This is a genomic window from Leifsonia sp. 71-9 (genome assembly GCF_001898805.1).
GTDB lineage: Bacteria > Actinomycetota > Actinomycetes > Actinomycetales > Microbacteriaceae > Leifsonia.
The window spans coordinates 215,695-229,697 of record NZ_MKVJ01000014.1; the positions used below are offsets into that span (position 1 = coordinate 215,695).

The window sequence follows — 14,003 nt, forward strand, 5'->3', positions numbered from 1 at the left end:
GATTCTACCGGTCTCCCGGCCGTCAGCCGCGGAAGCGGACGGTGACCGCCTCGCCGTGCGCGGGGAGGTCCTCGGCGCCCGAGAGCGCGACGATGCGGTCGGCGACGTCGCGCAGCGCATCCCGGTCGTACCGGATGACCTGCTGCGGGCGCAGGAACGAGTACGCGCCCAAGCCCGACGAGAACCGCGCCTGCCCTCCGGTCGGCAGCACGTGGTTCGACCCGGCGAGGTAGTCGCCGAGGCTGACGGGCGCGCTCGGACCGATGAAGATCGCACCGGCGTTCTGGATGTCGGCGAGCACGGCGTCGTCGTCCGCGGTCTGGATCTCGAGGTGCTCCGGGCCGTAGGCGTTGCTGAACGCGGCGGCGGCGGCGAGGTCGTCGACGAGCACGATCGCGGACTGCTGGCCGCCGAGGGCCGTGCGGACACGCTCGCTGTGCCGGGTCGCGCCGGCCAGCTGGTCCAGCTCGGCGGCGACGCGCTCGGCGAAGGCCGGGCTGTCCGTGACGAGGAGGGAGGCGGCGGCCTCGTCGTGCTCGGCCTGGCTCACCAGGTCGGCGGCGACGTACCGCGGGTTCGCGCTGTCGTCGGCGATCACGAGGATCTCGGTGGTGCCGGCCTCGGAGTCGATGCCGGCCTTCCCGCGCACGACGCGCTTGGCGGCGGCGACGTAGATGTTGCCGGGACCGGTGATGACCTGGACCGGCTCGAGCCCGATCTCCTCCACACCCCAGGCGAGCGCGCCGATCGCGCCGGCGCCGCCCATCGCGTAGACCTCGTCGATGCCGAGCAGCCCGGCGGCGCCCAGGATGACGGGGTGGACCCTGCCTCCGAACTCGCGCTGGGGCGGGCTCGCGAGCGCAATCGACGAGACACCCGCGATCTGGGCGGGAACCGCGTTCATCACGACACTGGACGGGTAGACGGCCTTGCCGCCCGGCACGTACAGACCCGCTCGCTCGACGGGCTGCCAACGCTGCACGATGGTCGCCCCCGGGCCGATACGGGTCTCGGCGGGCGGCGGCACCTGCGCAGCGGTCGCCTCTCGGACCCGCGCGATGGTCTCCTCAAGAGCCGCTCGGACGTCGGAGGGCAGCGCCTCCACGGCGGCCGCGATCTCCTCGACGGGGACGCGGACCGCGGGCGGCGCGACGCCGTCGAACCGTTCGGCCTGCTCCCGAAGAGCTGCGGCCCCGCGGGCGCGCACGTCGTCGATGAGCTCGGTCGCTACATGCATCGCGACCTGCACGTCCACGACGGGACGGGGGACGAGGCGCTCGAAGGCGACGCGAGTAGGCTGGACTCCGCGGAGATCGATGGTCTGCATCATGGCGCGACAAGCCTATCCGCTCCCCCGCGATGGTTTCCCCGCGCGGAATTCTCGATGTCGATTGGTGCTTGCAGTACACGTATGAACAACGCATCCCCCGACCCCACCGACGGCACCGTCTCCGACGTCACGCCGGACCTGTCGGCCTTCCGCCAGACGTTCCGCCGCCACGCCGCCGGTGTCGCCATCATCACCGCTCTGCGGGCCGACGGCAGCCCCGTCGGGTTCACGGCGACCTCGCTCGCCTCCCTGGCAGCGGTGCCGCCACTCGCGACGTTCAACATGGCGCTCTCGGCGTCCAGCTGGCCCGCCATCGCCGAGACGGATCGCGTCGTCATCCACACGCTCGGCGTGCGCAACAAGGCTGCCGCCGAGAAGCTCGCCGGAGACAACGCCCGCCGGTTCGAGGGCGAGCACTGGTACCCCGGTCCGTACGGCCTCCCCGTCATCAAGGACACCACCGCGTGGGTGGTCGGCCGCATCGTCGAGCGCTTCACCGTGCACAACAGCGCGGTCGTGGTCGTCCAGATCGAGCGTGGAGAGCTCGGCGCCGAGGACGAGCCCCTGCTCTACCACGAGCGCCGCTACCACCGGCCCACCGCGCTCGACTGACGGCGCCGGCGGTCCGGCCGTCGCTCAGTCCAGTTCGCGGAGCTGTGCCGTCCGTTCGCCGCCGGCCGACCCGGTGTTCACCGTGCCCTGCGGCTCGAACAGGACCGCCTCCACCTCGGCGTCCGCTCGCGGGCAGTGCTCGACGCCCCGCGGGACGACGTAGACGTCGCCCGGGCCCAGCACGACGTCGCCGTCGCGCAGCTGGATCGTCAGCTCACCGCTGAGCACCACGAACAGCTCGTCGGTGTCGGGATGCTCGTGCCAGACGAACTCGCCGAGCAGCCTCACCACTTTCACGTCGTAGTCGTTGACGCTCGTCAGGCGGTGCGGCTGCCAGTGCTCGCCGATCCGTGCGAGTGCCTCGTGCAGGTTGCGGACGCCGTCGCTCATGACCCCACGCTAGACCAGGCAGTTCGGGCCGAGGAGGCCCTTGAGCTCCCCGTACAGATCCGGGCTGACCTTCACCTGCTTGGGCACGCCGAGCACGCGGACACGGCCGCCCGTCACCAGATGGATCCGCACTTCGTTGTCCCCCGGGTGCCGCGAGAACGTCTCGCCCAGGCGGGTGACGACGTCGGGGGTCGCCCGGCGGTCCTGGATCGTGATCTGCAGCGGGCTGCTGTCCTCGATGGGGCCGAGGTCAGGATTCATCAGGCTGAAGGCGTGGAGGTTCATGCCGTCGTCGCGCAGGCTGACGCGCCCGCGCACCACGACGATCGCGTCGCCCGTGAGCATCGGCGAGAACTCCTGGTACGCCTTGCCCATGAACATGACGGTCATCTCGCCGCCGAAGTCCTCGACGGTGATCATGCCGTACTGGTTGCCGGACGCCTTCGCGACGCGATGCTGCACGCTCGTGATGAGCCCGGCGATCGTGACCGTCTCGCCGTCCTGGATGTTGTCGGAGCCGACCAGGTCGGCGATGGACGTGCTCGCCATCTTCGCCAGCTGCAGCTCCAGGCCGGCCAGTGGGTGGTCGGAGACGTACAGGCCGAGCATGTCGCGCTCGAACGCGAGCTTGTCGCGCTTGCCCCACTCCGGCCGGTCCGGGATGTTGTGCTGGGCCTGACCCGGCTCGTCGGCCTCCCACAGGCTGTCGAAGTCGAATCCGACGTCGCCGTTGGCCTCGTTGCGCTTGATCTTGACCGCGGACTCCACCGCGTCCTCGTGCACCTCGACCAAGGCCCGGCGGGTGTGGCCGAGCGAGTCGAACGCGCCCGCCTTGATGAGCGACTCCACGGTCCGCTTGTTCGCGGCGTGGATCGGCACCTTCGACAGGAAGTCGTGGAACGACTCGAACCGCCCCTTGCTCTCGCGCGCCTCGCGCACGCCCTCGACGACGTTCGCGCCGACGTTGCGCACGGCGCCCATCCCGAAGCGGATGTCCTCGCCGACGGCGGCGAAGTACAGGCTGGACTCGTTGACGTCCGGCGGGAGCACCTTGATGCCCATGCGGCGGCACTCGTTCAGGTAGAGCGCCATCTTGTCCTTGGAGTCGCCGACGCTGGTGAGCAGCGCCGCCATGTACTCGGCCGGGTAGTGCGCCTTGAGGTAGGCGGTCCAGTACGAGATCACGCCGTAGGCGGCGGAGTGTGCTTTGTTGAACGCGTAGTCCGAGAACGGCAGCAGGATCTCCCACAGCTTGTTCACCGCGTCCATCGAGTAGCCGTTGTCGTTCATGCCCTGGGCGAAGCCGGCGAACTGCTTGTCCAGCTCGGACTTCTTCTTCTTGCCCATCGCGCGACGCAGGATGTCGGCCTGTCCGAGGGAGAAGCCGGCGACCTTCTGCGCGATCGCCATCACCTGCTCCTGGTAGATGATGAGGCCGTAGCTGGTCGACAGGATGTCGGCGAGCGGTTCCGCCAGCTCCGGATGGATCGGCGTGATGTCCTGCTGGCCGTTCTTGCGCAGCGCGTAGTTCGTGTGCGAGTTCGCGCCCATCGGGCCCGGGCGGTACAGCGCGATGAGTGCCGAGATGTCTTCGAAGTTGTCGGGGCGCATCAGGCGCAGCAGGGAGCGCATCGGGCCGCCGTCGAGCTGGAAGACGCCGAGGGTGTCGCCGCGCGAGAGGAGCTCGTAGGCCGGTCGGTCGTCGAGTTCGAGGTCTTCGAGCACGAGCTTCTCGCCGCGGTTCGCCTCGATGTTGTCGAGGGCGTCGTTGATGATCGTCAGGTTGCGGAGGCCGAGGAAGTCCATCTTGATCAGGCCGAGCGACTCGCAGGCCGGATAGTCGAACTGCGTGACGATCTGGCCGTCCTGCTCGCGCTTCATGATCGGGATGATGTCGATCAGCGGGTCGGACGACATGATGACGCCGGCCGCGTGCACACCCCACTGGCGCTTGAGGTTCTCGAGGCCGAGCGCGGTATCGAAGACGGTCTTGGCCTCCGGGTCGCTCTCGACGACCGCCCGGATGTCCACCGCCTCCTTGTAGCGCGGGTGGTTCTTGTCGAAGATCCCGGTGAGCGGGATGTCCTTGCCCATGACGGGCGGCGGCATCGCCTTCGTGAGCTTCTCACCCATCGAGAACGGGAAGCCGAGCACACGGCCCGAGTCCTTCAGCGCCTGCTTGGCCTTGATGGTGCCGTAGGTGACGATCTGGGCGACGCGCTCGGAGCCGTACTTCTCGGTCACGTACTTGATGACCTCGCCGCGGCGACGGTCGTCGAAGTCGACGTCGAAGTCGGGCATGGAGACGCGGTCGGGGTTGAGGAAGCGCTCGAAGATCAGGCCGTGCTGCAGCGGGTCGAGGTCGGTGATCCGCATGGCGTAGGCCGCCATCGAGCCGGCTCCCGAGCCACGGCCCGGGCCGACGCGGATGCCGTTGTTCTTGGACCAGTTGATGAAGTCGGCGACGACGAGGAAGTAGCCGGGGAAGCCCATCTGCGAGATGACGCCGATCTCGTAGTCGGCCTGCTTGCGCACCTCCGGCGTGATGCCGTTCGGGTAGCGCTCCGTGAGCCCCTTCTCGACCTCCTTGACGAACCAGGTCTGCTCGGTCTCCTCCGGGGGCACCGGGAAGCGGGGCATGAAGTTGGCCTGCGTGTCGAACTGCACGTCGCAGCGCTCGGCGATCGCGAGCGTGTTGTCGCACGCCTCGGGGTAGTCGCGGAACAGCTGGCGCATCTGCTCGGCCGACTTCAGGTAGAACTCGTCGGCGTCGAACTTGAACCGGTTGGGGTCGTCGAGCGTCGACCCGGACTGAACGCAGAGCAGAGCCGCGTGGCTCTTCGCGTCCTCGGCGTGCGTGTAGTGCAGGTCGTTGGTGGCGACCATCGGGATGCCGAGGTCCTTGGCGAGGCGGATGAGGTCGCTCATGATCCGGCGCTCGATGCCGAGGCCGTGATCCATGATCTCGGCGTAGAAGTTCTCCTTGCCGAAGATGTCGCGGAACTCCGCCGCCGCCTTGACGGCCTCGTCGTACTGCCCGAGACGCAGGCGCGTCTGCACCTCGCCCGACGGGCAGCCGGTCGTCGCGATGATGCCCTTGCCGTACTGGCTGAGCAGCTCGCGGTCCATGCGGGGTTTGAAGTAGTACCCCTCCATCGACGCCTTCGACGACATCCGGAACAGGTTGTGCATGCCCTCGGTCGTCGCCGCGAGCATGGTCATGTGCGTGTACGCGCCCGAGCCCGAGACGTCGTCACCGCCGCCGTCGCCCCAGCGGACGCGGGTCTTGTCGGTGCGGTGCGTGCGCGGCGTGAGGTACGCCTCCGTGCCGATGATCGGCTTGATGCCGGCGTCCGTGGCGGTGCGCCAGAAGTCGAACGCGCCGAACATGTTGCCGTGGTCGGTGACGGCGACGGCGGGCATCTGCTGCTCGACGGCGGCGTCGATCAGCGGCTTGACGCGTGCCGCCCCGTCGAGCATCGAGTACTCGCTGTGGACGTGGAGGTGGACGAAGGAATCGCTCATGTCGAGGACAAGCCTACGTCGTGGGACCGACGTCGCGGGCCTCGCGCGCGGGCTCCTGAGGACATTTTCCGGACCCCGGATCGGATCTCCTCCGTAAGCCGCCGGTCATCCCTCGGGAGCGCCGGAACTCCTCCGTTCGCGACGCCCGTCGACGCCCGAGTCAGGACGCGCGGAGGACGTCGAGAGCGTGCTGGAGGTCGGCGGGATAGCCGGTCGTGAACGTGACCCACTCCCCTGTCGCCGGGTGCTCGAACGCCAGCTGCACGGCGTGCAGCCACTGCCGCGTGAGGCCGAGGCGGGCGGAGAGCGTCGGGTCGGCGCCGTACATCGAGTCGCCCACGCACGGGTGCCGCTGCGCCGCCATGTGCACGCGGATCTGGTGGGTGCGGCCGGTCTCGAGGTGGATCTCGAGCAGGCTCGCCGCCGGAAACGCCTCGATCGTCTCGTAGTGCGTGACCGACGGCTTCCCGTCGGCGACCACGGCGAACTTCCAGTCCGACTTCGGGTGACGGCCGATCGGGGCGTCGATCGTGCCGGTGAGCGGGTCGGGATGCCCCTGGACGACGGCGTGGTAGATCTTCTCCACCGTCCGATCGTGGAACGCGCGCTTGAGCACCGTGTAGGCGTGCTCGGACTTGGCGACCACCATGAGACCGCTCGTGCCGGCATCCAGCCGGTGCACGATCCCGGCCCGCTCGGCCGCACCGGAGGTCGAGATCCGGAACCCGGCCGCCGCGAGGGCACCGAGCACGGTGGGGCCCTCCCAGCCGACGGAGGGATGCGCGGCGACGCCGACCGGCTTATCGATCACGACGATGTCGTCGTCGTCGTGGACGATCGTGAGCTCGGGGACCGCGATCGGGACGATCGTGACCTCCTCGCGCGGCTTCCACGACACCTCGAGCCAGGAGCCGGCCGTCAGCCGGTCGGACTTGTCGACGTCGCGGCCGTCGACCGTGACGCCTCCGGCCTCCGCGATCTCGGCCGCGAAGCTGCGGGAGAAGCCGAGGAGCTTCGCGAGCCCCGCGTCCACCCGCGCCCCGTCGAGCCCGTCGGGGATGGGGAAACTGCGCGACTCCATCTACGGCTGCGGCTTCTCGGGGTGCTCGGCCTCCGTCGGCGCGTCGGCAGGAGCCTCCACGACCGCGTCGTCCGCGACGGGGGCGTCCGCGTCGTCGAGCGCGTCGGTGTCGGCGTCGACATCCTCATCCTCGCCCGTCCGGCGCCCGTCGAGACCGACGCCGCGGATCGTCAGGATCAGGAAGAGCGCCATGCTCGACACGATCGCGACATCGGCGAGGTTGAAGATCGCCGGCAGGAGCGGGATCTGGAGGAAGTCGACCACGTGGCCCACGCCGAAGCCCGGCTCCCGGAAGAGGCGGTCCGTGAGGTTGCCCAGCAGGCCGCCGAGGAGCAGACCGAACAGGATGGCCCACGCCGTGGACTTGATCCGCGGGGCGTACCAGACGACGAAGCCGAGCACGCCGACGCCGACGATCGAGAAGATCCAGGTGGATCCGCTCCCGATCGAGAAGGCGGCGCCGGCGTTCTTGACGAAGTTGAACTGCAGCAGCTGGCCGAGCACCTCGACCCGCTGACCCTCGTAGAGGTTGGCGACGACCAGGACCTTGGCGATCTGGTCGACGAGGTACACGCAGAGCGCGACCACCGCCAGGATCACCAAGGCCCGGACGCTGACCGAGGGCCGGGAGGTATTAGCCTCCAAAGCCGGGGAAGACCGGGGGCTGGTTGCCCTGGTCCGAGGAGCTGGAGGCGTCCGCGGCGACGGGGGCCGGGATGCTGGCGCTCACGGGAGCGGCCGCGCGGTTCTGACCGAAGCCGGCACCGCCGGCGGCGGGCTGGGCGTCGAGGTCGCGGAGCTGACCCTCGATGTAGCCCTTGAGGCCCTGACGGTAGTCGCGCTCGAACGTGCGGAGCTCGTCGATGCGGCGCTCCAGCTGCGTGCGCTCCTGGTCGAGGGCGCTGATCTGGGCGCGCTGCTTCGACTCGGCCTCGGCGACGATGCGCGCGGCGGTGGCGTGACCCTCGGCGATGAGCGAGTCGCGCTTCTCGACGCCCTCGCGCACGTGCTCCTCGTGGAGACGGCGCGCGAGCTGGAGGAGGTTGTTGGTCGCGTTGGGGTCGTTCGCGCTGTCGGCGGCGAACGCCGGGGCGGCGGCAGCGGCGGCCGGTGCCGCAGCGGCGGCGGCCGCGGACTCCTGCTGCGCGGCGGCGAGGCGCTGCTTGAGCTCCTCGTTCTCCTGCTGCAGACGGGTCAGCTCGCCGTTGTCGACGGCAGGCGCGGCCGCGACGGGGGCGGGCGTCGCAGCGGACGAGCCGGAGCTGCGCTGCAGCTCGGCGATGCGCGAGTCGGCGGCGACGAGGCGCTGCTTCAGCTCCTCGTTCTCCTGACCCAGACGACGGAGCTCGACGACCACCTCATCGAGGAAGTCATCGACCTCGTCCTGGTCGTAGCCCTCACGGAACTTCGTCGGTTGGAACCGCTTGTTGACTACATCTTCCGGAGTCAGCGCCATGGCAAGCCACCTTAGATCTTGAAAGAGACGAACAGATATCGCGTTCAGCCAACGCTAGCAAAGTGGGCCGGTAATGCGCACTCCGCCGCGCTCGCTCGTCGGCTCGACAACCCTATAACGGGGCGGCCGCCGGTTCCGCGATCGACGCTCAGCTGAATCCCAGCGTCACGTACAAAAGGATGATCACGACGAGCATCGTCAGGCTCCACCCGAAGTCGAGCGCGACCGGGCCCATCGACAGCGGCGGGATGATCCGGCGGAAGAACTTGATCGGCGGGTCCGTGACCGCGTAGGTCGCCTCGGCCAGCAGCAGCACGAGGCCCTTGGGCCGCCACTGCCGCGCGAAGGTCCGCACCAGGTCGAGCACGAAGCGCGCCCACATGACGAAGAAGTAGATCAGGAGGAGGTAGTACGCGATGGTCGCGACTATCGAGACGACAAGCACACCCCCAGTATGACGGAGAGCGCACGCCCTCCCTGACGAGGGGGCGTGCGCTCACGTCGTGTCGGCGGCCGGAGCCGCACGTTTCAGTTCTGGGCGAAGAAGGAGGCGTCGACCTCGGAGTCCGCACCGCCGTGCTCGCCGGAGACGACCACGTGCGACGGGGAGAGGAGGAAGACCTTCGGCGTCACGCGCTCGATCTTGCCGTAGAGGCCCTGGGAGAGCCCGCTGGCGAAGTCGATGAGGCGACGCGCGTCGCCCTCGCTCATCTGCGAGAGGTTGATGATGACCGGGATGCCCTCCCGGAACGACTCGGCGATCGCCTGGGCATCGCGGTACTGGCGGGGGTGGACCGTGAGGATCTCGTTCATTTCCTGTACCGAAACATTCCGTGCGGTGGACGATTTGCGCAGCGGGGTGACCGGAGCGCGGCCGGCCACGGGGGCGACCGGTGCGGGGTGCGGGACGGGCTGGACCGGCGCCGGGGCGGGAGCCTCGCGGCGCGGCTGGTGCTGCGCCTGCTCGGGCTGCTCGTCGAACTCCAGCTCCTCGTCGGCGAGGCCGAGATAGACCATCGTCTTCTTCAGCGGGTTGGCCATGCGCTTCCTCCGTGTAGAACTGTGCGCCGACGCCTCGCACGCACGTATTGCGAACCTTCTTCTCCTTCGAGATTAACGAAGGGTGGGCCGATTCCCGGTAATGGCCGTCCCGATCCGAAGGTGTGTCGCGCCGGCGGCGATGGCTTCGCGGTAGTCCTGGGACATCCCGGCGGAGATCGCGGAGGCCTCCGGGGCCAGCGAACGGACGCGCTCGCTCGAGGCCCGTACGCGCTCGAAGGCGCGTGCCGGCTCCTCGTCGAGAGGGGCGACGGCCATCACGCCGAGAAGCCGCAGGCCGGGCGTGGCAAGGACGTGCTCGACGAGCGGCTCCAGGTCGCGGTCGGCGACGCCGCCCCGGCCCGGGTCGTCCGTGAGGTTGAGCTGCACGAAGGCGTCCACCTCGGACTCGTCGGAGCGCAGGGCGTCGACGAGCGAGAAGCGGTCGATCGAGTGGATGACCGAGGCGTAGCGCCGCGCCTGTCGCGCCTTCTTGCTCTGGAGCTGCCCGACGAAGTGCCAGGCGAGATCGAGGTCGGCGAGCTCTGCCGCCTTCTCCTGCGCCTCCTGGTGCCGGTTCTCCCCCACGTCGCGCACGCCGAGTGCGGCGAGTTCGCGCACCAGGGAGGCCGGGTGGAACTTCGTGACCACGATCGTGGTCAGCTCGTCCGGCGAGCGCCCCGCCGCCCGGGCGGCATCGTCGATGCCGTCCCGGACCGCGGCGAGGCGCTCGGCGAGCGGGCTACTTGAGGAAGTCGGGGATGTCGAGGTCGTCATTCTCGTCGTCGAACGCAGGGTCTTTGGGAGCGGCGGTCTCGGCGACCGGGGTCTCACCGGTCCAGGTCTCGGCGACCGGCGCCTCGACCTCTCCGGCCTCGGTCACGGCGGAGGAGGTCGCGGCATCCTCCGCGCCGGCCTCGACGAACGTCGAGCGACGGGTGTCGACCACCGGCTTGGAGCCGGGCTCTCCCCCGTCGAAGCCTGCGGCGATGACCGTGACGCGCACCTCGTCGCCGAGGGTGTCGTCGATGACGGCACCGAAGATGATGTTCGCCTCGGGGTGGACGGCTTCCTGCACCAGGCGGGCCGCGTCGTTGATCTCGAAGATGCCGAGGTTCGATCCGCCCTGGATGGAGAGCAGCACGCCGTGCGCGCCGTCGATGCTGGCCTCGAGCAGCGGCGAGGCCACGGCGAGCTCGGCGGCCTTGATCGCGCGGTCGGCGCCGCGCGAGGAGCCGATGCCCATGAGGGCGCTTCCCGCGCCCTGCATCACGGACTTCACGTCCGCGAAGTCGAGGTTGATGAGGCCCGGGGTCGTGATCAGGTCGGTGATGCCCTGCACACCCGCGAGGAGCACCTGGTCGGCGGTGGAGAACGCCTCCAGCATGCTGATGCCGCGGTCGCTGATCTCCAGCAGCCGGTCGTTCGGCACCACGATGAGGGTGTCGACCTCTTCCTTGAGCCGCTGCACGCCGGCCTCGGCCTGCTGCTGGCGGCGCTTGCCCTCGAAGGAGAACGGCTTGGTGACGACACCGATGGTGAGCGCGCCGATCGACTTGGCGATGCGCGCGACGACGGGAGCGCCGCCGGTGCCGGTGCCGCCTCCCTCGCCCGCGGTGACGAAGACCATGTCGGCGCCCGCGAGGGCCTCCTCGATCTCCTCCGCGTGGTCCTCGGCGGCGCGACGGCCGACCTCGGGGTCGGCTCCGGCGCCCAGGCCGCGCGTGATCTCACGACCGACGTCGAGCTTGACGTCGGCGTCGCTCATGAGCAGCGCCTGCGCGTCCGTGTTGATGGCGATGAACTCGACGCCGCGGAGGCCGAGCTCGATCATGCGGTTGACGGCGTTGACGCCGCCTCCGCCGATGCCGACGACCTTGATCACGGCGAGGTAGTTCTGATTTGCTGTCACGTCCGGCCTCCACGGGAACCTTCAACCTCAAGTCGAGGCTTAAAGTTATGCTGAGTATGCAATTCCTTTTTTCGACGTTAGGTGCGCGCGGGCCGTGGCGGTGGAACCGGCCAGGCGTGTCGGGAAAGTGCGTCCCGAAGCCGTCGTCCGCACGGCGTCATCCGGTCGTCACGCTGTGCGGCGACGACACGTCGTAGTGGTTCGCGCCGGCGGCTCCGACGAGCAGCGCCGCGAGGTCGGCGGCCTTCAGCTCCGAGTCCTCGGCGCTCCCCCAGACGACGGTCGCACCGCTGCCGCGGAGGGTGAAGGAGACGTCGTCCTTCGTCGTTGCCGAGATGGTGTCCACCTGCGCGAGGGTCGCGGCGGGGAGGGCGCTCAGCACGCTGGCGGCCGCCGCGAACGCCGAGTCGGCGTCCTTCTCGGCCGACGCGCCGCCGGCCGCGATCAGCGGGAACCCCTCGGGCCGGGCCGCGCTCGAGGCGATCGGCACCTTGGCGGCGTCCACGAGGGTGAACGCCGCACCCTTCTGCACCACGCCGATCGGCTGGCGCTCGACCACGCGGACCACGATGGTGTCCGGCGGATGGCTCTCCACCGTGTAGCTGCGGATCAGCGGGAACGCGGCGAGGTCGTGCGAGATGCCCGCCTGGTCGAGCAGCGGGAGCGGCTTGCCGAGCTGATCCCCCAGCTTCGCCTGGATGTCCTTGGGGTTCAGCCGCGACGCCCCGGTGACCTCGATGTGCTTGAGCGCGAGCACCGGGGAGAAGGCGAGCAGGGTGACGCCGAGGACGAGCGCGACCACCACTCCGCCCGCTCCGAGCCAGGCCTGACGCCGCCGGCGCGACCGCTTGGTGAACCGGCGGACCTCGCCGCGCTCCACCTTCTTGCGCTCCTTGCGCGCGGCCCGAAGCGCCTTGCTGATCTCGCGGTTGCTCGGGAGGCGGTCGTACGGCGACGTGTCGGCGGCGGCAGCGGCCTCCGGAGGTGCGCTGTGCTGCCGGCGCGCGGGCTCGCGGTCGCGGGATGGAGCAGACGCCGGCGCCGAGGGCGTCGGCGTGGGCGTGGGCGTGGGCGCCTGGATGATCGGGATCGGCTCGGTCACCGCCGGTCGCGCGGTCGCGCGACGCTCGGGCTCCGGCGCGTTCGCGGGCGGGCCCGCCGCGGGCGGCGGCGTCTGCCCGGGCGACCGGTCGTGACCTTGAGGGCGCTTCACGGGCGGCTACTCGCGGACGCGGCGGAGCGAGTCCAGCAGCTGGGGCACGATGCGGTACACGTCGCCGCACCCGAGGGTGATGACGAAGTCGCCCTCGCGCGCGATCTCGGCGGTGTGGTCGGCCGCGGCCTGCCAGTCGGCGATGAACGCGACGTGCTCGGGATGCGCGAACCGATCGGCCACGAGCGCGCCCGTGACGCCCGGCTCCGGATCTTCGCGGGCGCCGTAGACGTCCAGCACGACGGTCTCGTCGGCGTACGTCTCGAGGGTCTCGGCGAACTCGTTCGCGAAGAGCCGCGTGCGGCTGTAGAGGTGGGGCTGGTGCACCGCGATGATGCGGCCGGAGCCGACGACCGTCCGCGCCGCGGAGAGTGCGGCGGCGACCTCGGTCGGGTGGTGGGCGTAGTCGTCGTAGACGCTCACGCCGCCGACCGTCCCGTGCAGCTCGAAGCGGCGCTCCGTGCCGCCGAACTCGGCGATGGCGGCGAGCGACGCGGCCGGCTCGAAGCCCAGGCCGGTCAGCACCGCGAAGGCGCCCGCGGCGTTGATGGCGTTGTGGCGGCCGGGGACCCGCAGCTGCGCGGCGTACTCGTCGCCCTGGTAGCTGATGCGGAAGGAGACTGGTCCGTCGGTGACGACCGAGTGGACGCGCACGTCGGCATCCTCCGCCTCGCCGAAGGTCACCACGCGCTTGTCGGGGGTGGACTCCAGCAGGCGGGCGGTGACGTGCTTCGCACCGGCGTCGTCCGACGACACGACGACCAGCTCGCTCGACTCGCGGGCGAACGTGACGAACGCCTCCTCGAAGGCCTCGAGGGAGCCGTAGTGGTCGAGGTGGTCCGGGTCGACGTTGGTGATGAGGGCGACCGCGGTGTCGTAGAGCAGGAAGGTGCCGTCCGACTCGTCCGCCTCCACGACGAACAGGTCGCCGCTGCCGGTCTGCGAGCTCTTGCCGAGCGAGGCGATCACGCCGCCGTTGACGAAGCTCGGGTCCTCGCCGATGCCGAGCAGGCCGGTGATGATCATGCCCGTCGACGTGGTCTTGCCGTGCGCACCGGCGACGGCGACGAGCCGCTTGCGGTTGATCAGCCACGCGAGCGCCTGCGACCGGTGCAGCACCGGGAGGCCCTTCGCGAGCGCGAGCTGGTACTCGGGGTTGTCCTGCCAGAGCGCGCCGGTGACGACCAGCGTGTCCGCATCGCCGACGTTCGCGGCGTCGTGGCCGACGGCGATGGTCGCGCCGAGGGCGCGCAGGGTGTCGATGTTCGCGGAATGGCGCACGTCTGAGCCGGTCACCGTGTAGCCGGCCTCGAGGAACAGGCGGGCGATCCCGCTCATCCCGGACCCGCCGATGCCCACGAAGTGCAGGGCGCCGAGGTCGTCGGGGATGGTCATGGTGAGGTCGGGCTTGATCACGGGCACTGCTTTCGGTTCACGAGGAGTAAC

13 protein-coding genes are annotated in these 14,003 nt (G+C 69.9%); 1 reads left to right on the forward strand and 12 read right to left on the reverse strand.

Annotated elements, in window-relative coordinates; translation table 11 throughout:
• Nucleotides 1-22: 22 nt before the first annotated feature.
• Nucleotides 23-1,330, reverse strand: coding sequence for a histidinol dehydrogenase (gene hisD / locus BGO91_RS08245; RefSeq protein ID WP_290472293.1), 1,308 nt, complete (start codon nt 1,328-1,330; stop codon nt 23-25).
• A gap of 81 nt (nt 1,331-1,411) precedes the next feature.
• On the opposite strand from hisD, the gene BGO91_RS08250 reads away from it, so the two are divergent.
• Nucleotides 1,412-1,942, forward strand: a complete 531-nt coding sequence (locus tag BGO91_RS08250) for a flavin reductase family protein (protein ID WP_290472294.1) — start codon at nt 1,412-1,414, stop codon at nt 1,940-1,942.
• A 24-nt stretch (nt 1,943-1,966) separates the two neighbouring features.
• Here BGO91_RS08250 and BGO91_RS08255 read toward each other — a convergent pair whose 3' ends face one another.
• The 11 genes from BGO91_RS08255 to murC form a co-directional block, all read right to left on the reverse strand.
• A complete protein-coding gene (locus tag BGO91_RS08255) occupies nt 1,967-2,332 on the reverse strand; it encodes a cupin domain-containing protein (RefSeq protein WP_290472295.1) in 366 nt (121 codons plus the stop codon).
• A gap of 9 nt (nt 2,333-2,341) precedes the next feature.
• Complete coding sequence (dnaE, locus tag BGO91_RS08260) at nt 2,342-5,857, reverse strand: DNA polymerase III subunit alpha (protein WP_290472296.1); 3,516 nt, start codon at nt 5,855-5,857, stop codon at nt 2,342-2,344.
• Between the two features lie 160 nt (nt 5,858-6,017).
• Entirely contained in the window at nt 6,018-6,938 is a 921-nt protein-coding gene (locus BGO91_RS08265) for an RluA family pseudouridine synthase (RefSeq protein WP_290472297.1), read from the reverse strand.
• A complete protein-coding gene (gene lspA / locus BGO91_RS08270; RefSeq protein WP_290472442.1) occupies nt 6,939-7,538 on the reverse strand; it encodes a signal peptidase II in 600 nt (199 codons plus the stop codon).
• 34 nt (nt 7,539-7,572) lie between these two features.
• Nucleotides 7,573-8,394: a DivIVA domain-containing protein gene (locus BGO91_RS08275; protein WP_290472298.1), complete on the reverse strand. Its 822-nt coding sequence runs from the start codon at nt 8,392-8,394 to the stop codon at nt 7,573-7,575.
• A 148-nt stretch (nt 8,395-8,542) separates the two neighbouring features.
• Complete coding sequence (locus BGO91_RS08280; RefSeq protein WP_290472299.1) at nt 8,543-8,839, reverse strand: YggT family protein; 297 nt, start codon at nt 8,837-8,839, stop codon at nt 8,543-8,545.
• Between the two features lie 83 nt (nt 8,840-8,922).
• On the reverse strand, nt 8,923-9,435 hold the full coding sequence (gene sepF / locus BGO91_RS08285) for a cell division protein SepF (RefSeq protein WP_290472300.1): 513 nt from the start codon (nt 9,433-9,435) through the stop codon (nt 8,923-8,925).
• A 72-nt stretch (nt 9,436-9,507) separates the two neighbouring features.
• Entirely contained in the window at nt 9,508-10,209 is a 702-nt protein-coding gene (locus BGO91_RS08290) for a YggS family pyridoxal phosphate-dependent enzyme (RefSeq protein WP_290472301.1), read from the reverse strand.
• Complete coding sequence (gene ftsZ, locus BGO91_RS08295; protein WP_290472302.1) at nt 10,175-11,344, reverse strand: cell division protein FtsZ; 1,170 nt, start codon at nt 11,342-11,344, stop codon at nt 10,175-10,177. Before ftsZ ends, BGO91_RS08290 begins: the two co-directional genes overlap by 35 nt.
• A gap of 157 nt (nt 11,345-11,501) precedes the next feature.
• Nucleotides 11,502-12,557: an FtsQ-type POTRA domain-containing protein gene (locus BGO91_RS08300; RefSeq protein WP_290472303.1), complete on the reverse strand. Its 1,056-nt coding sequence runs from the start codon at nt 12,555-12,557 to the stop codon at nt 11,502-11,504.
• A 6-nt stretch (nt 12,558-12,563) separates the two neighbouring features.
• On the reverse strand, nt 12,564-13,973 hold the full coding sequence (gene murC, locus BGO91_RS08305) for a UDP-N-acetylmuramate--L-alanine ligase (RefSeq protein WP_290472304.1): 1,410 nt from the start codon (nt 13,971-13,973) through the stop codon (nt 12,564-12,566).
• Between the last annotated feature and the right edge of the window lie 30 nt (nt 13,974-14,003).